Here is a 22,251-nt window from a genome sequence, read left to right on the forward strand (position 1 = left end):
CGGCCGCCGGAGGCATCTTCTGCCTCTTCCGCCTTTTCTTCTCTCCCACTTTACGCCCCCTGGACAGGGGGGCGGGCCGGCGCTAAGGCTTGGCCCATGGTCATCCGCGCCCTGATTGTCGACGACGAGAAACCGGCCCGCGACGAGCTGGCCTATCTGCTTGGCCAGCATCCCGACATTGAAGCGAGCGAGGCTGACGGGGCTGACGCGGCCCTGGCCGCCATTGCCGTGTCCCGGCCCGATCTGGTGCTGCTCGATATCCGGATGCCCGGCCGCGACGGCTTCGACGTGCTTGGCGAGGCGGCCGGCCTGCCCCATGTGCCCCTTTTCATCTTCGTCACCGCCTATGACCAGTATGCCATTGCCGCCTTTGAGCAAAACGCCGTGGATTACCTGTTAAAGCCCGTATCGGCCAAACGGCTGGACATCAGTCTGGCCCGGGTCCGCCGCCGGCTGGCCGAGGGCCGAAGCGGCCTGACCGACGCCCTGGGCTCGCTGTTGGCCGGCCTTGGCCGGGGCGGACAGCTCGCCCGCGTCGCTGTGGAGCGCCAGGGCCGCATCGCCCTGCTTCCGGCCGGCGAGGTGGTGCTCATCGAGGCCGACGACCGCGACGTGGGGGCGCTGACCGACCATGGCCGCTATCCCTGCCATGGGTTGCCAACGCTCACCCGGGCCGAGGAGCGCCTCGCCGGCCAGCCCTTTTTCCGGGCCAACCGGGCCGTCTTGGTCAACCTGGAGCGCATCGCCGAACTCTCGCCCTGGGTTGGCGGCAAATACCTGCTCGTCATGAACGATCCGGCCCGCACCGAGGTGACGGTCAGCCGCAACCGGGTGCGCGAATTCAAGGAACGCCTCGGGCTGTAGGAGGCCGCGTGAATCTGGACATCCTCGTTCCCGAGGTGCCGGGACTTTTCATCAACCTGTCCCAGCGGTTCGGCCTGCTTTTGGCCGGCGGCTTCGCCATCATGACCATGGCCCCGTTTGAGCGCATGGGCCTGGGGCAAAAGCGCCCGGCCTGGACCACTGCCGCCGTCACCGTGCTTTTTGGCGTCTTCGGCATCCTTGGCACCTACACCGGCAACTCGGTCTTTCACTCCTACGCCAACCTGCGGGCCATGGGCGTGATTACCGCCGGGCTGTTCGGCGGGCCGGTGGTCGGCATCGGGGCCGGGCTCATTGCCGGCGGCCACCGTTATCTCATCGACATTGCAGGATTTAGCGCCCTGCCCTGCGCCCTGGCCACGTTCCTCGAAGGGACCGTGGCCGGACTCATTGCCCGGCGCTTTCCGGGCCAGTCCCTGGACTGGGGCGTGGCCATGGCCCTGGGGCTTGTCGGCGAGTCCTTCCATATGGGGCTGGTGCTGGCCCTGGCCCGGCCTTTTGACGAGGCCATTGCCCTGGTCCAGGTCATCGGCGCGCCCATGATCGTCATTAACGCCATGGGCGCGGCCATCTTCGTGCGGGCGCTTCGCCTGCAGCGCAATCTGCGCGAACACCAGGACTCGACCGAGGCCCGGCGCATCCTGTCCATTGCCAGCCAGACCGTGCCCCATCTGCGAAGCGGCCTGACCCCGCAGTCGGCCCGGGCCACCGCCGCCATCATCCTGGTCGAAACCGGGGTGGCTGCCGTGGCCATCACCGGCGAGAGCACCATCCTGGCCCATGTCGGGGCCGGGCAGGACCATCATCTGGCCGGCGCGCCCTGGCGCACCCGGGCCACCCGGCGTTCCTTTGAAAGCGGCACGGCCCTTTTTTTGCGCGACCGGGCCAGCATCGGCTGCGCCAAGGCCGATTGCCCGCTGCGCGAGGCCATCATTGTGCCGCTGCGCAAAGGGACGACCATCTGCGGCTGCCTCAAACTCTACGGCACCAAGGACCGGCCGCTGGACCAGCCGCTTTTCGAACTGGCCAAGGGGCTGGCTGACCTTTTTTCCACCCAGCTCGAACTGGAAGACATCGGCATCAAAAACCAGCTCCTAGCCCACGCCGAGATCCGCCGTCTGCAAGCCCAGATCAACCCGCATTTCCTGTTCAATTCACTCAATACCATTGCCTCGTTTTGCCGCACCGCACCGGGCCAGGCCAGGGAGCTGCTGCTCGATCTGGCCCGCTACATGCGCCGCAACCTGGACAGTTCCCGGGGGCTGGTCCGCTTGTCCGAGGAAATGGAGCAGATCCACTCCTATCTGGCCATCGAACAGGCCCGGTTTGGCGAGCGCATCAAAAGCGCCATCGACGTGGAGCCGGGCTGCGCCGACTGGCTGATCCCGCCGCTGCTCATCCAGCCACTGGTGGAAAACAGCGTGCGCCATGGCTTGCAGGCCCGGCCCGAGGGCGGGCAGGTGCGCGTTACGGCCCGCTTTGCCGGCGGCCATCTGGAAGTGGTGGTGGAAGACGACGGCCTGGGCATGGCCCCGGAGACCATCGGGCTCATCCTGTCGCCGACGGCCCCGGAATCCCTTGGCGAAGGCGTTGGCGCGCGCAATTCCAACCAGCGGCTGGTGCAGCTTTTCGGCCAGGACTATGCCATGCGCATCGAAAGCGCTCCGGGCCAGGGCGCGCGCATCGCCTTTCGCGTGCCTCCGGCCGCCCCGCCCCGGCCCGGCCAGGACGCCGACGCCCGGAAGTCCCAGGAGTCCCGGGAGTCCCCAGATTCCCGTGACGCCCACGCGGCCGGGGAGTCCCGGGAGCCGGTGTCGGCCAGACCGTAAAATCGCCGCTTCACCCCCGGGATTATCCCTTTCACGCCGGCCGTCTTGTTGCGGCCGGCCATCCCGTGCCAGAGCAGAACCAACATCGACAACAGGCGTCCCGGACGGCCGGGGCCCCAAACACGGGAGGCTGGCATGAACGCCCTGACCCTGGTCTTCGCCGCCCTGTGCATTTTCGCCATCGGCTACCGGTTTTACGGACTGTTCTTCACCAAAAAGGTGCTGGGCGTCAGTGAAACGCGCCTGACCCCGGCGGTGAAGATGGCGGACGGGCACGACTATGTGAAGACGGACAAGTATGTCCTTTTCGGCCACCACTTCGCAGCCATCGCCGCGGCCGGCCCCCTGCTCGGACCGGTGCTGGCCGCCCAGTTCGGCTATATGCCGGGGGCGCTGTGGATTCTCGTCGGCTGCGTCATGGCCGGCTGCGTCCACGACACCGTGGTCCTGTTCGCCTCGGTGCGCCACAAGGGCCGCTCCCTGGCCTACATCGCCACCCAGGAGATCGACAAGCACACCGGCAACGTGGCCGGCTTTGCCGTGCTGTTCATTCTCGTCCTGACCCTGGCCGGCCTGTCCATTGCCGTGGTCAACGCCATGCATGACAGCGCCTGGGGCACGTTTACCGTCTTTGCCACCATCCCCATCGCGCTCATTATGGGCGTCTATCTCCACAAGTGGCGCGACGGCGACGTCTTGGGCGCTTCGCTCATCGGCGTGGGCCTTCTGGCGGTCGCCATCCTGATCGGACCGCACGTGGCCGCCAGCCCCACCTGGGGACCGCTTTTCACCATGCCGCGCCCGGCCATCGCCCTCACCCTCCCGATCTACGGCTTCGTGGCCTCGGTGCTGCCGGTGTGGCTGCTGTTGTGTCCGCGCGACTATCTCTCGACCTATTTGAAGATCGGCACCATCGCCATGCTGGCCATCGGCATCTTCTGGGTCCATCCCGACCTGCAGATGCCGGCGCTGACCAAGTTCGCCCACGGCGGCGGCCCCATCATCCCCGGCGCGGTCTTCCCGTTCCTGTTCATCACCATCGCCTGCGGCGCGCTCTCGGGCTTCCACGCCATCATCGGCACGGGCACCACGCCCAAGATGCTCGACAATGAACGCAATCTGCTCTTTGTCGGCTTCGGGGCCATGCTCATGGAAGGCTTCGTGGCCATCATGGCCCTTATTGCCGCCTGCGTGCTGATGCCGGCCGACTACTTCGCCATCAATACCAAGCCCGAGGTGTTCGCCACCCTCGGCATGGCCACCGTCGATCTGGCCAATCTGTCCGCCGCCGTCGGCGAAAACATCACCGGCCGTCCGGGCGGGGCCGTGTCCCTGGCCGTCGGCATGGCCCACATCTTCTCCTCGATTCCCGTCATGAGCCATCTGATGGACTACTGGTACCACTTCGCCATCATGTTCGAGGCCGTCTTCATCCTGACGGCCGTGGACACGGGCACCCGGGTGGGCCGGTTCTTCCTCCAGGAGATGATCGGCCAGGTGATCCCCAAGTTCCAGGAAAAGCACTGGATGCCCGGCATCCTCTCCACCTCGGCCATCTTCACCTTCATGTGGGGCTATCTGGTCTATACCGGCGACATCTCGACCATCTGGCCGCTCTTTGGCATGTCCAACCAGTTGCTGGCCGCCGTGGGCCTCCTCATCGGCACCACCATGATCATCCGCATGGGCAAGGCCCGCTATGCCTGGATGACGGCCGTGCCGGGACTGGCCATGGTCGTCATCACCGTGTGGGCCGGCTATCTGCAGATCGTCAACAACTACCTGCCCAAGGGGCTCTACCTGCTGGCCACCCTGGCCGTCGTCGTCCTGGTGCTCATCGCCATCGTCATCGTGGGCACGCTGCGCCGCTGGATGAGCCTTTTGCGCATCAAGGCCACGGTTCCCGACACCTACGGCGAACCGGTGCTGGAGGTGGTGCCGGAATAACAGCCGGCTGGCTCCGAACGCAAAACGGCCGGGACATGGCAGTGTCCCGGCCGTTTTTGCTGTGCCGTCCCGACCTCCCGGTTCAGTCCGGCGCTGCGGTCTTAAGGAGGGTCCGCAGATGGTCCAGGAGATGGACCTTGCGGATGGGCTTGGTCAGGAAGCCGGTGCAGCCGGCCCGCTTCCCCTTGGCCTCGAATTCGTACAGGGCATGGGCGGTCAGCAAGACGACGGGCGTCGGGGAAAGCTGCCGTTTGCCCTCCAGGTTGCGAATCGACCGGGTCGCCTCGATCCCGTCCATGACCGGCATCTCCACATCCATGAGGATGACGTCAAAGGGGGTGGCGGCCTCGCTGACGGCAGCCACCGCCTCCCAGCCGTTCCTGGCCCAGACAATCTCATAGGGTTCGCTTTCCAGAAAGAGCCGGATGAGTTCGTGGTTGGCCTCGGAATCCTCAGCCAGAAGCAGCCGCCAGGTCTTGTCGGATCGTGCTGTGGCCATTGCCGTCTCCTGGCGCGCCCCCTTGTCCCCGTTTTCTGGCGGTGGCACGCTTTGGCCGCCGGCCGCTTGTACCGGCAGGGTGAAGGAGAAACATGAACCTGCCCCCGGGACACTCTTCACCCGGATCGCCCCCCCCATAAGCTCGACCAGCCGCTGGCTGATGGACAATCCAAGGCCGGTGCCGGCATGGCGCGAGTGGACCGAACTGTCGGCCTGGGTAAACGGGGTGAAAATCCGCTCCAACGCCTCCGGGGCAATGCCCGCCCCGGTATCGCGCACACAAAATCGCACCCACTCCCGGCCGGCAGCATCAACCCGCAGCTGGGCCGCAACGGTTATTTGTCCGACGGAGGTAAACTTGACCGCGTTCCACACCAGATTGACCAACACCTGGCGGACCCGGTCCGGGTCATTTTGCAGCACCGCCGGCAGATCGGGAGCCAGCTCCACGCCAAGGTCCAGCCCCTTGCTGGCGGCCGGTATGCCCATGAGTCCGCAGACGTCCCGGATAAGGGCCGCCGGACTAAACGCCTGCTTGCAAAGCGTCAGACGGTTGGCCTCGATCTGGGAAAAATCCAGGATGTCGCCAAGCAGCGAGGACAACATCCGCCCCGAACTTTGGATGGCATCGAGATAGCGCCGCTGCACCGGGGAAATCGGCGTTTCGGCCAGCATCTCGGCCATACCGAGGATGATGTTCATGGGCGTGCGGATTTCATGGCTCATGCTGGCCACGAACTCGCTCTTGGCCCGGCTGGCGGCCATGGCGGCGTCCCGGGCCTCGGCCAGGGCCACTTCGGCCTCCTTGCGTCCGGTGATGTCCGTCGTGGCCCCGGCCAAAAGCAACACCCGGCCAGCCGGATCGCGCACCGTCGCCCCCCGGCCGTGCACCCAGCAGTAGGTTCCATCCTGGCGGCGCAGCCGATATTCCATGGAAAATGAGGGGATATTCCCCCGAAGGCAGTCGATGATGGTCCCGAGCACCGTTTGGCGCTCGGTCGGATGCAGCAGATCGTTGCATTCCTCGGCCGTGGCTGTAAAGTCGTCGCCATACCCCAACTGGGCCTTCCACTGCCGCGACAGGTACACCTCTCCGGCTTCCGGATCCCAGCTCCAGGCCCCATCCCCGGAAAACGGCAGGGACTGGGCGAAATAGGCCTCGCTCTCCTGCAAACCGCTGCCCATCAGCCCGTGGATGGCCGGACTGTTGAACACGCAGCAGGCCAGACGCTCGCCTTCACAGGCCACCATGATCACCGCCACCCGGCAGGTGATGCGGCTGGCGTCAGCCCGTAGCACCGTCACCGGCAGGGAATGGCAGGGCCGCCCTTCCATGGCCGCACGCACACACTCCCGAAACTGAGCCGCGCAGAAATCCTGCTCCTTGGCCGGATGCAACGCCGTGTGCCGGCGGCCGACAAGCATCTCGCGCGGATATCCGGTAAGACTGCAGGCAGCCAGACTGGCGTTTCGGATACGGCCATCGGCCGGATCGATAAAAAAAATTGCATCGCTGACGCAATCCAGCAAAAAATGCAGACCAACCCTGGTCACGGCGACAGCGTCTTTGGCTGCAATCTGATCGGCTAACCTGGACTGCAGCACCGCTATATACGCCAATGCGCCATCCATGGTCTCCGGGACGGCGTCTTGCACCGCATCACCCCTATCGTTGCTATGGATATAATTCATATGTTGAAATATCGGAATCGTTCGTTGTGAAACTCTCGAACTACAACAACTATCATTTCTTAATTATGAAAACAATACATCCCCTACTTGTCTGGCCGTGGTTCCCCAACATCGCACCCCGCCACCTTTGCACCCGCCAAACCAGCCCCGCCCGGCACTGTGGCCCCTGCCAGGCCCGGCTTGTCGGACACCCACTCTCTTTTGCAATGATTTCAATGAGAAACAAAAATATTACGAAAAATATTTTCGTGACACTTGCCAAGCGCCACAAACCCGCGCATAGTCAGGGCGCTGCCACGGTGGGACCGGACCGGTCCTGACGTGAAGGCGCACAATCATACGCAATCTGCTGGCAAGGGGCCGTCCCTGCGCCGAGGATGACGCCATGCCAAAGCCGCATCACCACGTCTTGTTTTCCCGCCGGGAAACCAAGGCGTTTTTTATTGTCCAAGGAAAACACCCATGAACAGACGCCTCGGCGTGGTCGGCATCGTCATCGACGATCCCAGACACGTCTCCGAAAAAGTCAACGCCATCATCAGCGAACACGGCCACATCGTGCTCGGCCGCATGGGCATCCCCCGGCCCGAATACCAGGTGGGCGTGGTGTCGCTCATTATCGAAGGCACAACCGATGAGATCGGTTCACTTACCGGCAGACTCGGGAATATCCCCGGCGTGACCGTCAAGTCCGCCCTGACCAGCAAGACCCTTCGCAAGGAGGACGACCATGATTGACGAATCCCAGCGCACAACCGATGCGTTCATCGACGACAACCGCATCCACGCCGCCCTGGCCGCCGCCAAAACCGCTGCCGCCGACCCCCAGGCCGTCACCGGCATCATCAACAAGGCCCTGGACTACAAAGGCCTGTCCGCCGAAGAAGTGGCCGTGCTGCTCGAAGTCAACGACCCGCAACTCCTTGAGGCCATGTTCACCGCCGCCAAAAAGGTCAAGGAAGCCATCTACGGCAAACGCATCGTCCTTTTTGCGCCGCTCTACATCTCCAGCCACTGCATCAACAACTGCGTCTACTGCGGCTTTAAGCGCAGCAACAAGGAACAACTGCGCAAACGCCTGACCACCGACGAAATCAAGCGCGAAGTGGAAATCCTCGAATCGCTCGGCCACAAACGCCTGGCCGTGGAAGCCGGCGAAGATCCGCTCAACTGCCCCATCGACTACGTCACCGACGCCATCAAGGCCATCTACAGCATCAAGGACGGCAACGGCTCCATCCGCCGCGTCAATATCAATATCGCCGCCACCACCATCGAAGACTACAAAAAGCTCAAAGACGCCGAAATCGGCACCTACATCCTGTTCCAGGAAACCTACAACCGGCCCCAATATGCCGCCCTGCACCCCTCCGGCCCCAAACACGACTACAACTGGCACACCACCGCCATGGACCGGGCCATGACAGCCGGCATCGACGACGTCGGCATCGGCGTCCTCTACGGCCTCTACGACTGGAAATACGAAACCGTGGCCATGTTCCTGCACGCCGAACACCTGGAAAAAACCTTCGGCGTCGGACCCCACACCATCTCCGTCCCCCGGATGCGCCCGGCCGGGGCCGTCAACCTCGAAACCTTCCCCTACCTCGTCCCGGACGAGGCCTTCAAAAAAATCATCGCCATCATCCGGCTGGCCGTGCCCTACACCGGCATGATCCTCTCCACCCGCGAAGACTCGGATTTCCGCGACGAACTCATCGACTGCGGCATCTCCCAGATCAGCGCCGGGTCCTGCACCGGTGTTGGCGGCTACCAGAAAGTCCACGAGGAACACGAAGGAACCAGCAACACCAACAACGGCCAACAATTCGAACCCAGCGACCAACGCTCGCCCAACGAAATCATCCGCATGCTGTGTGAGCGCGGGTTCATCCCCAGCTACTGCACCGCCTGCTACCGCCAGGGACGCACCGGCGACCGCTTCATGAGCCTGGCCAAAGACGGCACCATCCAAAACGTCTGCCTGCCAAATGCCCTGCTGACCTTCAAAGAATACCTGATCGACTACGCCGACCCTGAAACCAAAGCCCTGGGCGAGAGGCGCATCCAGGAAGCACTGGACACCATCCCCAAGGACGGTATCCGCGACCTGACCATCGAACGCTTGCATGACATCGAAGCCGGCCGCCGCGATATGTTCTTTTAGATTGGGGCGCTGCCCCAAACCCCGCCAGGACGCTGTCCTGGACCTGCCAGGGCGTTGCCCTGGACCCACCGGGGGGGATCATCCCCCCGGACCCCCTGGATGGGGGCGCATGGGGTGGCCTGGATAAGGGGCTGCTAGTGGGGCTGGGAGAACAGGAAGACTGGGGGGAGCGGAAGCTCTTGGCGGCTATGCCGCATGGTTCGCCTGGAAGGAAGAGCCCAGTTTGACGGCTCAAACGATACCTCAAAAAATGCGGCCCCGGGGCCGCTGGCGAGTTGGGGGTTGGAATTTGGGTCGATGGGGCAGCCGCCAAAGCCCGGCTGCCCCATCGACCCAAATTCCAACCCCCATCTTCTCACGCCGACGCTGCCGCCGACGCCATAACTCCCAATCCGCTTACCCTCTCCCGCTCCCCCCAACGAGGGGTCCGGGGGGATCATCCCCCCGGCCGCCGGAGGCATCTTCGTTTCCGCTTTCCCGAGTCCTTCCTCCGCCTCTCCCCAACTGTTACTTAAGCGACCCTATCTTGCCGAATTTATTGGATTCAGCCCGATAAAAGACGTTTTCAATGACTTTGTCGTTGCCGACGTCTTTGTAGTCGATGCGCACGGGGGAGCCGTCTTCTTTGACCTTGCGGAAAAAGTCGCCAATATTTTTAAATTTATCGGACCGCAAGCCGGGATCGACAACAAAAAAGCCCTGGCTGGTGACGATGGTGAGGACATTTTTGGTTTCCTGGACTTCTTCGACCAGGGCGGTGGTTTTTTTGTATTTTACCGCCAGGCTGTCTTCGGTGATAAAATCCATGACGTAGTAGGCGGCGACGATAAAAAGCAGAAAGGAAACGAGCAGGAGCACTTTCCCTTTATTCACGGCGAAATCGCCGATAATTTGCCGCACGCGTTCAAGCTTGGTCGTGTCAATCATAGCGCCTCATTGCGCCGGCGGGCTGGTCGGGCCACCGCCGGGCCGGTCATCGCCAAGGGCTATACCATCGTTGGGCCGGGGAAAAAAGGGGGGTCTGCCCGGGGGGATCCGGCAAATCCGCATCCCCCCGGGCATTGTGCGCCAAAGACGGCGCGGGCCGCCACGGAAAAGTCGTTATCAGGCTTCGATCTTGGTGCCGAGCAGCTCCAAAAACTGGCGTATCCACTGCGGGTGGGCGGGCCAGGCCGGGGCGGTGACGATATTGCCGCTGGTGACGGCATTGGTGAAGGTGTCGTTGGGACCGACGTAGGTCGCGCCGGCGCGTTCGATCTCGGGCTGCACCGCAGGGTAGGCCATGCACTGGCAGCCGGCGATGACGTCAGCGGCGACGAGCACCTGCTGGCCGTGGCAGACGGCGGCGATGGGTTTTTTGGCCACACCGAAATGTTTGACGATTTCGATGACGCGGGGATTTAAGCGGATATATTCCGGGGCGCGTCCGCCGGGAACGACCAGGGCGTCGAAGGCCGCCGGGTCAATGGCGTCGAAGTCGGCGTTGAGCCCGAAATTGTGGCCGGGTTTTTCGCTGTAGGTCTGGTCACCTTCGAAGTCATGAATCGCGGTGCGCACGGTATCGCCGGCTTTTTTGCCCGGGCACACGGTGGAGACGTCGTGGCCGACCATGACCAGCATCTGGAAAGGCACCATCACTTCATAGTCTTCAACGTAATCACCAACGAGCATGAGAATTTTTTGACCGCCATGGGGTACTCCTTGGCTATGCTGTTGTCGTCGTCCCGGGACGACGCAGGGAACAGTTATTTCGCACAGTTGCAGCGGTAGAACTTGCGATTGCAGAAATCGCGGCAGGTATCCCTGGCCGCAGCGATCTTCGCCTTGCACTGGCTGGCCGCGCCGGCTTCCAGGGACGCTGCCCGGTCCTTGCACGCGGCGTAGCACCCTTCCATATTGTCATAATAGTCGGTGACAACAGCCTGGTACACCTCGCAGACCTTGGCGGCGCAGGCGGCGTCGGCCCCGTACGCATTGCTGCGGCAGTCGGCCTCAAATTCCTGGGGAACCATGATGGGTTTGGACTGGCCGCAGCCCGTAAGGCCGATACAACCGAGAATGCAAATCAAAATAATGTGACGGACCATGCCTGCTCCTATGCGCACCACTGCGCGGGTATCGGGATTCGTTAGCAGCATTACCCCCAAGCGGAAGCGGTGACAAGCAGGCAGGCAAGGTCACGCGGCCCTTGCCTCAATGGGCCAACATTCCTACAACTCCGCCCAGGTTTTGTGACGGAAAACGGACAGTTCTGTGCAAACACCAGTACCGCGGCCCGCGCCCGGGGGAGTGCCGCCCCTGCTCCCCTGGCAACCCTGCCTGCTGGCTTATGCCGCCGGCATTTTGGCCGTGGCTTTTTTCCTGCCGGCACTGTGCGCCTTGCTCCTGCTGCTTTTGTTTCCGCGCCCCATGGCCGGCAGCCCGCGACCGGCCGCCTTCCTCCTGGCCTTTGCCCTGGGCTTGGGAGCCGGGTTCCTGGCCATGCCAACGCCCCTGGAGGCCACGCCGGACTGTCTGGCCAAGACGCCCGTGACGGCCACGGGCCGCGTGGCCGAGGTCGATCCCCGGCCGGGCAACCGGCAGGCCGTTTTGCTCGATGGCGTGCGTCTCACCGGCGGCGAGTGCCGGGATGTCCCCCTGCCCGGCCGGCTGGCCGTCACCATCGACCATCCGGCCTTCGATCCCGTGCCCGGCGATGTCCTGGCCGTCACCGGCCGGCTGCGCCCGACCAGCGGCTTCGCCAATCCCGGCACCACCGATTTCGCCTTCCTGCGCCGCCTGGACGGCGTCTTTTTCCGCACCTTTGCCCGAGGCGACCGCGAGCAGGTCAAACGGCTGTCCCAGGGACACCATGTCCTGGCCTCCTGGCGGCAGGCCCTGCGCGCCCGGGTCGCCGCCGCCCTGGCCCCGGCCCCGACCCCTGACGCGCCCCGACCCGACACCGCCGCCAATGCCGGACGGGCCATGGTGCCGGCGCTCCTTTTCGACGACAAATCCGGCTTCACCGAGGACGACCTCGACCTGGTGCGCCGGGCGTCATTGGCCCACACCCTGGCCCTGTCCGGCATGAATGTGGGCTATGTGGTCGCCCTGGCCACGGCCCTGGTCCTTTGCCTCGGCAAAATCACTCCGAGCGTCTACCTGCACCTTCCCCGGCCGCGCCTGATCGTGCTCGTGGCCGCACCCCTGGTGGCAGCCTATTGCTGGATCGGCGGGGCCTCGCCGTCGCTTATGCGGGCCGGCCTCATGTTCGCCGCCTTTGGCCTCATGCTGCTCCTTCGCCGCGACAAGGCCCTGTTCGACGGCCTGTTTTTGGCCCTGGCCGTCTTTTTGATCGTCTCGCCCCTGGCCGTTTTCAGCGCCAGCCTGCAACTCTCGGCCCTGGCCGTGGCCGGCATCGCCCTGTTCTGGCCGCCCTTCACCCGCTTCACCCGGCGCATCCCCGGCCAGGGACTCCCCCGCACCGCGCTCGTCTGGACGCTTGGCGTCCTTTGGACCAGCATCAGCGCCGAAGCAGCCGTCCTGCCGCTGCTCGCCCGGCTCTTTGGCGACTGGCCGTTCAACCCCTGGATCAATCTCCTGTGGCTGCCGGTCCTCGGCGGCCTGGTCATGCCGCTGGTCCTTGGCGGCGCGGCCCTGGTCGCCGTACCCGGACTGGAACAGGCCGCCGCCCTGCTCCTTCACGCCGGGGCCGACTGCTGCGCCTGGCTCATGCGCACCCTGGCCGCCATAGACGCCCAGGGGCTGCTCGTCTCCAACGCCGTCCTGCGCCCCACCTGGCCGGAACTGCTCGGCTGCTACGGCCTGCTCGCCATCCTGGCCCTGGCCGCCTCCGGCCGCGCCCTGCCCCGCGCCGCCCTGGCCGCAAGCCTCCTCCTGCTCCTGACGCCAACCACCCTGCGCCTGATCGAAGACAGCCGGCCAGACGTCAGCCTCACCGTCTTCGACGTGGGCCAGGGCCAGTCCGTGGCCGTCACCATCCCCGGCGGCCGCCGCCTGCTCATCGACGCCGGCGGCCTGTTCGGCAGCTTCGACGTGGGCCGGGCCGTGGTCGGCGCAAGCCTCACCCACGGACGCCCGCCACACATCCATATGGCCTTCGCCAGCCACCCCCACAGCGACCACGTCAAAGGCTTCGTCTCCCTGCTCACCCGCTTCACCGTCGACGCCTGGTACGACAACGGCGGCACCCCCGAAGGCGAACTGGCCACCCCCATCGCCGCCGCCCTGGCCAAACACGCCATCCCCCAACAGGCCCTGGCCGCAGGCGACACCCTCGACCTCGACATCGACCATGGCCTTCGCCTCGAAGTCCTCCATCCCGGCCCGGACGACGACCGCAACACCAATAATGGCTCCCTCATCCTGCGCCTGACCCAAAACGGCCACGGACTGGCGATCTTCCCAGGCGACGCCGAAACCCGCATCCTCCGAAAACTCGCCGCCTCCGGCCGCAATATCCAGGCCGATATCCTCGTCGTTCCGCACCACGGTTCGTCATCGAGCTTCGCCAAACGCTTCTACACCGCCGTCGCCCCCAAAATCGCCATCGCCAGCGCCGGCGACTCCGGCCCCTACCCGTCCGGCAAAGTCTTCGACGCCCTGGCCCGCCTCGGCTGCACCACCTACGCCACCAACCGCAACGGCGCTGTCACCGTGCGGGTTGACGGCGAAGGGAACATCGGCAGGGTGGAGACGCAGCGATGAGGACGGGAATGAAGAGCCGGGGCGCTGCCCCGGACCCCGCCAGGACGCTGTCCTGGACCTGCCAGGGCGTTGCCCTGGACCCACCGGGGGGGATCATCCCCCCGGACCCCCTGGATGGGGGCATGGTACGGCCGGGGTGAGGGACCGATGCGAACGCGAAGTGTGGGAGGACTGTTGGCGCGGGAGCGCTTGGCGGCTGTGCCGCATGGTTTGTCGCAATTGGGGCCGCCGACACTCCCCGCGAAGCGCGGGGAGCACGGCGGCCCCAATTGCGACAAACCGGTTCGCCCGGAAAGGCAGGAAGGCAAGGACGGTGGCAGCTGCTTTGGCTTCACCCTGTCTGGTTGCTCTTTCGCCAACGAAATGCGGCCTTTGGCCTTTTGCGCAAGGCTTTGATTGCGCAAAAGGCCAAAGGCCGCTGGCGAGTTCGGGTCTGGATTTCGGGTGTTGGGTCTGGCGCGGCTTCCGCGTCGGACCCAACACCCGAAATCCAGACCCGATTCTCTTCGCTCCGCCTTCGGCTCCCGCCGCAGACGACGGCCCCAACCCGCTTACCCAATACCCCCCCAATCGAGGGGTCCGGGGGGATCATCCCCCCGGCCGCCGGAGGCATCTTCTGCCTTCGCGCTTCCTCACTTCACTCCATTGCACTCCGCTCCACTCACCCCACTTCACTTAAAAAACAAAATTCAGCTTCTTCTTCAGCGCATCCAGATTGCGGCTTGCCCGGGCGCGGGCCACGGTATTGCCGGCTTCCAGGAGATCCCAGACGAGGTTGGGGTCTTTATCGAAGGCTTTGCGGCGGTCGCGGATGGGTTCGAGGAAGGCGTTCATGGATTCGACGAGCAATTTTTTGCAGTCGCCGCAGCCCCAGGTGGCGTGGGTGCAGCCGTCGATGATTTCGGGCAACCGGGCGGCGTCGGTGAGCAGTTCGTGGTAGGGGAAGAGGTTGCATTCCTTGGGATCGCCGGGGTCGGTCAGCCGGGCGCGTTTTTCGCAGGTGAGCATGCTCATGACTTTTTTCTTCATGGCATTGGGCTCTTCGGACAGGCCGATGGCGTTGCCGTAGCTTTTGCTCATTTTGCGGCCGTCGAGACCGGGCAGTTTCGAGTCCGGGGTGAGCAGGGCCTGCGGTTCGACGAAAAAGTTGCCGTAGAGATTATTGGCCCGACGGGCGATTTCCCGGGTCAACTCCAGGTGGGGCAGCTGGTCGAGGCCGACGGGCACGAAGGCCGGCTTGTACAGGAGGATATCCGAGGCCATGAGCACGGGATAGCCGAGGAAACCGTAGGTATTGAGTTCTTTGGCGGCCAATTCCTGAAGCTGGTCTTTGTAGGTGGGGCAGCGTTCCAGCCAGGGCACGGGGGTGGTCATGGACAGGAGCAGATGCAGCTCGGCGTGTTCCTTGACCTGGGACTGCTGGAAAATCACGCATTTTTGCGGATCGAGTCCGCCGGCCACCCAGTCTTTGACCAGATCGGGCACAAAACCTTTGATGCGTTTGGGATCGGCGTATTCGGTGGTCAGGGCGTGCCAGTCGGCCACGAAGAAGTAGCATTCGTGGCTGTCTTGCAGGTTGATCCAGTTTTTGAGCACACCGAAGTAGTGGCCGAGGTGCAGGGCTCCGGTGGGGCGCATACCGGAGACGATCCGTTTGTTTTCCTTGGGGGTATTTTCGCTCATAATCGATATTCCATTGGGTCGTCGGGGGTATGAAAAAGCGGCGCGGGGCCGCGACCTACAGCAACAGATGGGTGAAATAGCTGACGACCGGCAGGATGAGCCGGCCGAGGATGCCGGTTACGGCCAGGAGCAGCAGCACAAAAAAGCCCCAGCGGCCAAGCTCCATGTAGCGGTCGGCGAGCTGCGGCGGCAGGAAGGCGGCCAGCACGTTGCTGCCGTCCAGGGGCGGTATGGGGAGCAGGTTGAAAAAGGCCAGGGCCAGATTGACCTGAACGCCGGCGGCGCAGATGTAAAGGAGCGGCTCCAGGATGCTGTAGGCGGTCGTACCGGGCATGACGCCCATGGCGGCGTATTCCACGAGGCGGATGACCAGGGAGAAGCCGACGGCCAAAAGGACGTTCATGGCTGGTCCGGCCAGGGCCACGAGCATCATGCCCCGGGCCGGGTCGCGGAAGTAGCGCGGGTTGACGGGCACGGGTTTGGCCCAGCCGATCATGCGGGTGAGCAGGAAGGCCAGGGCACCGAAGGCGTCGAGGTGTTTGATGGGATTAAAGGTCAGTCGGCCGGCCATTTTGGGGGTGGGATCGCCCAGCCAGTTGGCCACGTAGCCGTGGGCCACCTCATGGAAGGTGACGCCCATGAGCACGGGCACAAGCAGCAGTGCGATCTCCTGAATAGCGCGCGAGATATCTGGAAACATGGAGATGGCGGCTAGCACGAACGCCCGGCCGGGGCAAGGGCTAAGCCTCGCTGCGCCGATGGCCCGGGCTGTGGGGCTGTCGGGAGTCCGGCCGGCCGACGGGTGTCGGCGCGGCCGGCCCCGGCTGCATCAGGCGGCTGCCGGCGATGCCGGGCAGCGGACCGTGGACTGCCTGTTCATACGATCCATTGGCTCCCCCTCCCTGGCAAAGGGGCAAAACGTGTTTCCCGGCCGAATGTCGCGTTCCCAGAAAATTGTCTGCTTTTTACAAATTTAAATAATAAATCTAATCTGTTGTTTGTTCAATCCGCATGACGGAAAGGCCTTACGAGATACTAGGACGCGGCGGCCGTGGCCTTGGCCATGGCCTGGGCCACTTTGGACTTGAGTTCGCCGAGATCCACGGATTTGACCACGTAGTAGTCGGCGGCGATGGACTTGAGATCGTGTTGGAAACTGTCGTAGGCGGTGCTGAGGATGACCGGGATGGCCTGATCCTTGCCGCGAATCTCCTGGAGCAGGTCCAGACCCGAGCGGTTGCCGCCGAGCTTGATGTCCAGGACCACCACATCGGGCGATACCTTTTCCAGAAGCGGCAGGATGTCGTCCTCGCCGTCCGACACAACCACCTGGTAGCCTTCGCCTTCCAGTTCCTCTTGATAGAGCATCCGGATATGCTTTTCGTCATCGACGACCAAGATCTTCCCGCTCATAGATAAACTCCTTGCAATGCGACACAAATCGACAGGATAGCTGCCGAACAATTCAACCTTATGCGCAAAACCCTGTGCAGGGTCAACCGTTTTCATACCTGGGCTGGCTTGATTCCCAAAGCCGGCCGCGCTACACAGCCGGCCTATGATAACCGTGACCATCGATGGCAAAAAACCACCGCTGACCTACCCCAAACTCAAGACCGTGCTCCAATTGCTCCACAATCTTAACCTTCGCGTCAATGATGCCCTGATCATCCGCGACGGCGAGTTGCTCACCCCGGACCGCCACCTGTGGCCCGGCGACGAGATCACCGTGCGCCGGGTCGTCTCCCGAGGCTGACGGTGGCCGGGGCCGTGTGAGAGAAGAGGGAAGAGAGCCTCCGGCGGCAAGGACTGAGTCCCTTTGGAATCCCCTCCAGGGGGAGTTTGATTGGACCGGGGGCACCGGCCAGGCCGGGCGCTTGATGCATCCGATATTCCAAGAAAGGACAAACTGACCGTATGAAGTGCAAGCGCTGCGGCGAACTGGCGGCGGTGAAGCTGCCAAGCCACCATGCCGGGTTTTGCCCGACGTGTTTCGAGGTTTTTTTTAAGCGGCAGGTGGAGACGGCCATCCGCCGCCACGCCATGATCAAGCCCGGCGAGAAGGTGCTGGTGGCCGTGTCCGGCGGCAAGGATTCGCTGGCCCTTATGCGGGTGCTCTCCGACCTCGGCCACGACGTGGACGGGCTGCATGTGCATCTGGGCATCCCGGATTCCTCCGATCCGGTGTGCGAGCGCACCGAATCGTATTGCCGGGAAAACGGCTTCCGGCTGCATGTCCTGCGCACGGCCGAGGTCGGGCTGGCCATTCCCGAGGTCAAGGATTCGGTCCACCGGCCCATCTGCGCCGTGTGCGGCAAGATCAAACGCCACTATTTCAATCGATTCGCCTATGAAAACGGCTATACCGCCCTGGCCACCGGGCACAACCTCGACGACGAGGTGGCCCGGCTTTTCGCCAACACCCTGCGCTGGGACGCCAAGTATCTGGGCACCCAGGGCCCGACCCTGCCGGGCGAGGGCCGCTTTGTGCGCAAGATCAAGCCGCTGTACCGCGTGACCGAATTCGAGACCGCGGCCTACTGCTTCCTAAAGGCCATCAACCACTGGAAGGCGGCCTGCCCCTACAGCGGCGGGGCCAGCTTCACCGGCCACAAAAAGCTCTTTGCCGACCTTGAGGATCGCAGTCCGGGCCAGAAGACGGCCTTTTACGAAGCCTTCCTGGCCCAGGGCCGGCCCCAGTTCGCGGGCGCGTCCCGGGGCGAGGGGCAGGATACGCTCTATGCCTGCACCCAATGCGGGTTCCCGTCGTCCGGGGAAGTGTGCGGCGTATGCCGGGTGCGGGAGCTGGTGGCGAAAAGAAAGGGTGAAGTGCTATAGGGTTATTTGGTTGTGGCAGGGAAGAGAAAGAGAGCCTCCGGCGGCCGGGGGGATAATCCCCCCCGGACCCCCTTGATAGGAAAAGTATTTCAAGTGGTTCTGGATGATGGACGGCAAACTGGCCGGCTACCGACCGGATTGCCAACCAGCCCCGAGAAAGCCCTTAAACCACTTCTCCCAGTGAGGGGTCCGGGGGATCATCCACCCGGCCGCCGGAGGCTCTTCCCCAGCTCCAGCTCTGCTAGCGGACGAGCACCTCGCCCAGATCCTTCAGATACGCTTCGAGCATGGCCGGGGTGATGTCGCCCATGTGGCCGATGCGGAAAATCGGACGCTGCCCGGCGGCTTCGAGATCTTCGTTGAGCTTGGCGTAGCCGGGATCGAACAGATAGCCCCGGGGACGCAGGGCTTCCTTGATGGCCCGCAAATCCGCCGCAGCCATACCCGGAGCCGCAGCCACGGCCGTGACCGTTGGTGAACGGAAGCCCTCGGCGGCAAAAAGCGCATAGCCGGGCAGGGTCTTGACAAAGGCCACCGTCATCTCCCGCATGGCCTCGTGTCGGGCAAAACGTGCGGCCAGCCCTTCTTCTTCCACGATATAACGCAGTTGCAGATACATCTGGTTGCCCAGTGCGCCGTTTGGCGTGGACTGGGTCTGGAATTTCTCGGCCCGGCCCAGGTGGCTCAGGATGTCCGTGGCATGGCCCCGGCAGGTGACATGCCGGGCTTTCTCAATGGCGGCCGGACTCACAAACCCAATGCCGAAGCCGGCGTGCAACCCCAGGGCCTTCTGGGTGGCGGTAGCGTAAAAATCACAGCCGGAGGCGGCTATGGGGCACGGCGCGCCGCCAAAAATGCTCACCCCGTCGACCAGGGCCAGGGCGCCGTGGGCCTTGATGATTTTGCACAGGGCCGGCACATCGTTGGCAAGGCCGGTTGATGTCTCGTTGTGGGTGATGGCCACAACCGCCGGTTTGTGCTCGGCCATGGCCGCCTCAAGCACGGCCGGATCGACCGGCCGGCCCGGCTCAAAAGCCAGATGCACGGTCTTTTTGCCGTTGGCCACCGACATCTTGTGCCACAGGTCGCCAAAGGCCCCGACCGTGGCGTGGAGCACGGTCTCATCCTCGGCCACCAGCGACCGGATGGACGCTTCCATGGCTGTCGAGCCCGAGCCCAGAAACAGGATGGTGCGGTAATCGGCAGGCAGATCGGCAATGACGCCGAGATTATGGAAAATGGATTCGAAGCGCTTGGCGTTCTCGGCGTCGCGGTGGCCGTATTCGGGCCAGGCCCCGGCGGCGCGCACCTCGGGCCGGATATAGGTCGGGCCGGTGATGAAAAGCGTGATCTCCGGAAACGGCGCGTTGGCCATATGACTGCTCCCTGTTGCGGTAAGCGGGGAATCATACGGAAAAAGAGCAGGGGCTGCAATGCGCCAGAAATGGAGGAGAATGAAGAGAAGATGCCTCCGGCGGCCGGGGGGATGATCCCCCCGGACCCCTGCAAAGGGAGAAGTTTGCAAAGGGGGTTTTGGCGCGGGCTGGCCATGCGTTCGGCTGTGGTCCTGGACAGGCGAAGGGAAGGCGCGACGCGAACCGGTGCGGCTGCGGCGACCGGGTGAATCTCGCCCCCGGGCCAGGGGCGAGCGGTTGGGCATGGATGCTGCAATATGGGGGGCGGCCGGCAAAATCGGCCAGGGAGACGACTATGCTTCGATTTGCCGTAGTGCTGCTCGCGCTGCTCACCGCAGCCTGCGCCCCGGTTGGCAACGGGGAACTGGCCCGGCTTTACAACCGTGACAGCGACGACTGTCTGACCCAGATTCAGGGACGGCAGGATTTTCGCAGTTTCCGGCAGAAAACGCCGTCGTTTATGCTGCCGTAACAGGGCAGGGACGCTCCCCCGCCTGCTGCCGGGGGGCGTTTGCCTGGGGGATGCGGCCGTCAACCGGGCCGCGTCCGAACTGTCTGCGTGACGCAAAAAGGGGGGTGCGCCGGCCGTGGCGCGCTGGTCTGGCCAGCGGCCCTGGGCCCAAAAGCGCAGGACGGAATCTACGGATGCCCGGCAGCGTCCGGGGACTTGGCCGGCGCTTCGGTTTCCCCATCGGCTGCGCCTTCGACAGCGCCTTCGGCAGCATTTTCAGCGTCGGCGGCCTGGGGATAGATGATCTGTCCGGTGGCCTCGTCGTAAACCGGGCCTTCTTCCACATCGCCGCGCTGGTTCTTGCGCACGAGCTTTTCTTCTTTTTTCTTTTTCTTTGCCAATTCCTTGGACCGCTTTGCAAAAGTATAAGCGTTTTTGGCCACTTGTCCTCCAGATGAGCTGTTTAAGCCTCCAGACCGGCTGAAGCCGGCCCGGGCGCGGGGAATCGGTGAGAGAAACGGAGAGGGGCGTTTACTAGCGTCTCGTCGTCAAAGATACCCGAAATCACCGGCCGGGGAAAGGGAAATCGTCGGCGACACATGGCTGACACGGCACTGGCGGCAACAGGCCATGATCACAGAAAAAACCGCTGTGCTTCCGATTGAGGGCCGCCTCGCCCGGTCCTGGCAGCCCGGTCGCCAGGGGCAAGTCCTCGGCCGAAGCCGGCCAGGACGCGCGCGTTGCACCCCATTGCAAGCGCCTCCATCTTGCCCCCGGGCCGGCCCGGCGCTATAGCCTCCCCATGCAGCAGCCTGAAATCATCCTCATCCGCGTGTCCGGCGACGACAAGCCCGGCCTCACCGCCGCCATCACTGCCGAGCTGGCCAAGTTCAAGGCCGATATCCTGGACATCGGCCAGTCCGTCATCCACGACAGCCTGACACTCGGCATCCTCGTGCGCGTGCCCACCACGGCCGAGGCCACGCCGTTTTTAAAGGACCTGCTCTTTAGCGCCCACAAGCTCGGGGTCAATCTCTCGTTTACGCCGGTTGACGCCAATAATTACGAGAACTGGGTGGACGCCCAGGGCAAGCAGCGGCGCATCGTCACCCTGCTCGCCCGCAGCCTCAATGCCGAACATATCGCCGCCGTCACCGGCGTCATTGCCCAAAACGGGCTCAATATCGACATCATCACCCGCCTGTCCGGCCGCACCTCGCTGGACGGCAGCAATGCCCCGCGCATGGCCTGCGTGGAATTTTCCGTACGCGGCACGCCGGCCGACCTGACCACGCTTAAAAGCGAATTCCTGGCCATCTCAGCCGACATGGGCGTGGACATCGCCATCCAGGAAGACAACGCCTTTCGCCGCAACCGGCGGCTGGTCGCCTTTGACATGGACTCGACCCTCATCGCCGCCGAAGTCATCGACGAACTGGCCAAGGCGGCCGGCGTTGGCGGACAGGTTGCGGCCATCACCGAATCGGCCATGCGCGGCGAAATCGATTTCAAGGAAAGCCTGCGCCGCCGGCTGCGCCTGTTAAAGGGCCTGCCCGCCGCCACCCTGGCCGAGGTGGCCGAGCGCATTCCCTTAAACGACGGAGCCGAACGGCTGATCGCCAACCTCAAGCGCTTCGGCTACAAAATAGCCATTATTTCCGGCGGGTTCACCTACTTCGGCAACCGCCTCAAGGAGCGCCTGGGCATAGACTACGTCTTTGCCAACGAGCTGGAAATCGTTGACGGCGCGCTGACCGGCGGGGTGGTGGGCGAAATCGTGGACGCGGCCAAAAAGGCCGAAGTGCTGCGCATGATTGCCGAAAAGGAAGGGCTGTCGCTGGAACAGGTCATCGCCGTTGGCGACGGGGCCAACGATCTGCCCATGCTCGGCATCGCCGGCCTGGGCATCGCCTACCATGCCAAGCCGGTGGTCAAAAAAGGAGCCGGCCATTCCATCTCCACCCTGGGCCTGGACAGCATCCTCTATCTGGTCGGCGTGCGCGATCGCGACACGCTTTCGTAACCGCTGCGACGCGCGGGTCCGCGCCCATCGGTATGGTTGACAGGGTTTGTGCGAATTGTCACACATTCGGCTTCTGGTTGTAACCGAAAACCGTTCGTGACAAGGGTTACCGACAATG

At 63.8% G+C, this 22,251-nt stretch carries 19 protein-coding genes; 10 read left to right on the forward strand and 9 right to left on the reverse strand.

What is annotated here, in order from left to right; translation table 11 throughout:
• Positions 1–96: 96 nt before the first annotated feature.
• The 3 genes from DVDV_RS05760 to DVDV_RS05770 all read left to right on the forward strand — a co-directional run bounded on the left by DVDV_RS05760 (position 97) and on the right by DVDV_RS05770 (position 4,658).
• Positions 97–864: a LytTR family DNA-binding domain-containing protein gene (locus tag DVDV_RS05760; protein ID WP_075353760.1), complete on the forward strand. Its 768-nt coding sequence runs from the start codon at positions 97–99 to the stop codon at positions 862–864.
• 8 nt (positions 865–872) lie between these two features.
• Positions 873–2,711, forward strand: a complete 1,839-nt coding sequence (locus tag DVDV_RS05765) for a LytS/YhcK type 5TM receptor domain-containing protein (RefSeq protein ID WP_083634662.1) — start codon at positions 873–875, stop codon at positions 2,709–2,711.
• 135 nt (positions 2,712–2,846) lie between these two features.
• Positions 2,847–4,658 (forward strand): carbon starvation protein A, encoded by a 1,812-nt coding sequence (locus DVDV_RS05770; protein ID WP_075353761.1) that lies wholly within the window; start codon positions 2,847–2,849, stop codon positions 4,656–4,658.
• Positions 4,659–4,740: 82 nt separating this feature from the next.
• Here DVDV_RS05770 and DVDV_RS05775 read toward each other — a convergent pair whose 3' ends face one another.
• The gene (locus DVDV_RS05775; protein WP_175577069.1) at positions 4,741–6,789 is read right to left on the reverse strand and encodes a hybrid sensor histidine kinase/response regulator; all 2,049 of its coding nucleotides are present in this window, start codon (positions 6,787–6,789) and stop codon (positions 4,741–4,743) included.
• Between the two features lie 522 nt (positions 6,790–7,311).
• Between DVDV_RS05775 and DVDV_RS05780 the strand changes: the two genes are divergently transcribed.
• Both DVDV_RS05780 and hydG read left to right on the forward strand, forming a co-directional pair.
• On the forward strand, positions 7,312–7,587 hold the full coding sequence (locus DVDV_RS05780; protein WP_075353763.1) for a TM1266 family iron-only hydrogenase system putative regulator: 276 nt from the start codon (positions 7,312–7,314) through the stop codon (positions 7,585–7,587).
• A complete protein-coding gene (gene hydG, locus DVDV_RS05785; protein WP_075353764.1) occupies positions 7,580–9,016 on the forward strand; it encodes a [FeFe] hydrogenase H-cluster radical SAM maturase HydG in 1,437 nt (478 codons plus the stop codon). The genes DVDV_RS05780 and hydG overlap by 8 nt, the downstream gene beginning before the upstream one ends.
• A gap of 507 nt (positions 9,017–9,523) precedes the next feature.
• Here the strand turns inward: hydG and DVDV_RS05790 are convergent.
• The 3 genes from DVDV_RS05790 to DVDV_RS05800 form a co-directional block, all read right to left on the reverse strand.
• Complete coding sequence (locus DVDV_RS05790; protein WP_075353765.1) at positions 9,524–9,943, reverse strand: hypothetical protein; 420 nt, start codon at positions 9,941–9,943, stop codon at positions 9,524–9,526.
• 177 nt (positions 9,944–10,120) lie between these two features.
• On the reverse strand, positions 10,121–10,687 hold the full coding sequence (locus tag DVDV_RS05795; RefSeq protein WP_075353766.1) for a DJ-1/PfpI family protein: 567 nt from the start codon (positions 10,685–10,687) through the stop codon (positions 10,121–10,123).
• Between the two features lie 74 nt (positions 10,688–10,761).
• Positions 10,762–11,103, reverse strand: coding sequence for a hypothetical protein (locus DVDV_RS05800; protein WP_075353767.1), 342 nt, complete (start codon positions 11,101–11,103; stop codon positions 10,762–10,764).
• A 166-nt stretch (positions 11,104–11,269) separates the two neighbouring features.
• Between DVDV_RS05800 and DVDV_RS05805 the strand changes: the two genes are divergently transcribed.
• Positions 11,270–13,723: a ComEC/Rec2 family competence protein gene (locus tag DVDV_RS05805; RefSeq protein ID WP_075353768.1), complete on the forward strand. Its 2,454-nt coding sequence runs from the start codon at positions 11,270–11,272 to the stop codon at positions 13,721–13,723.
• 675 nt (positions 13,724–14,398) lie between these two features.
• Here the strand turns inward: DVDV_RS05805 and trpS are convergent.
• The 3 genes from trpS to DVDV_RS05825 form a co-directional block, all read right to left on the reverse strand.
• Entirely contained in the window at positions 14,399–15,406 is a 1,008-nt protein-coding gene (gene trpS, locus DVDV_RS05810) for a tryptophan--tRNA ligase (RefSeq protein WP_075353769.1), read from the reverse strand.
• A gap of 55 nt (positions 15,407–15,461) precedes the next feature.
• Complete coding sequence (locus DVDV_RS05815) at positions 15,462–16,106, reverse strand: site-2 protease family protein (protein WP_075353770.1); 645 nt, start codon at positions 16,104–16,106, stop codon at positions 15,462–15,464.
• 335 nt (positions 16,107–16,441) lie between these two features.
• Positions 16,442–16,819 carry a response regulator gene (locus DVDV_RS05825; RefSeq protein WP_075353772.1) on the reverse strand — a complete coding sequence of 126 codons (378 nt, stop codon included), beginning with the start codon at positions 16,817–16,819 and terminating at the stop codon, positions 16,442–16,444.
• A 145-nt stretch (positions 16,820–16,964) separates the two neighbouring features.
• Here DVDV_RS05825 and DVDV_RS05830 point away from each other — a divergent pair, with 145 nt between their 5' ends.
• Both DVDV_RS05830 and DVDV_RS05835 read left to right on the forward strand, forming a co-directional pair.
• Positions 16,965–17,162, forward strand: a complete 198-nt coding sequence (locus DVDV_RS05830; protein ID WP_075353773.1) for a hypothetical protein — start codon at positions 16,965–16,967, stop codon at positions 17,160–17,162.
• A gap of 161 nt (positions 17,163–17,323) precedes the next feature.
• A complete protein-coding gene (locus DVDV_RS05835) occupies positions 17,324–18,244 on the forward strand; it encodes an ATP-binding protein (protein WP_075353774.1) in 921 nt (306 codons plus the stop codon).
• Positions 18,245–18,485: 241 nt separating this feature from the next.
• On the opposite strand, the gene DVDV_RS05840 is transcribed toward DVDV_RS05835, so the two are convergent.
• Positions 18,486–19,619 (reverse strand): alanine--glyoxylate aminotransferase family protein, encoded by a 1,134-nt coding sequence (locus DVDV_RS05840; protein WP_075353775.1) that lies wholly within the window; start codon positions 19,617–19,619, stop codon positions 18,486–18,488.
• 335 nt (positions 19,620–19,954) lie between these two features.
• Here DVDV_RS05840 and DVDV_RS22685 point away from each other — a divergent pair, with 335 nt between their 5' ends.
• A complete protein-coding gene (locus DVDV_RS22685; protein WP_175577070.1) occupies positions 19,955–20,131 on the forward strand; it encodes a hypothetical protein in 177 nt (58 codons plus the stop codon).
• Between the two features lie 167 nt (positions 20,132–20,298).
• On the opposite strand, the gene DVDV_RS05850 is transcribed toward DVDV_RS22685, so the two are convergent.
• Positions 20,299–20,553 (reverse strand): hypothetical protein, encoded by a 255-nt coding sequence (locus DVDV_RS05850; protein ID WP_075353777.1) that lies wholly within the window; start codon positions 20,551–20,553, stop codon positions 20,299–20,301.
• Positions 20,554–20,912: 359 nt separating this feature from the next.
• Between DVDV_RS05850 and serB the strand changes: the two genes are divergently transcribed.
• Entirely contained in the window at positions 20,913–22,133 is a 1,221-nt protein-coding gene (gene serB, locus DVDV_RS05855; RefSeq protein WP_075353800.1) for a phosphoserine phosphatase SerB, read from the forward strand.
• Positions 22,134–22,251: the final 118 nt, after the last annotated feature.

Source organism: Desulfovibrio sp. DV (assembly GCF_001936595.1).
Taxonomy (GTDB): Bacteria; Desulfobacterota; Desulfovibrionia; order Desulfovibrionales; family Desulfovibrionaceae; genus Solidesulfovibrio.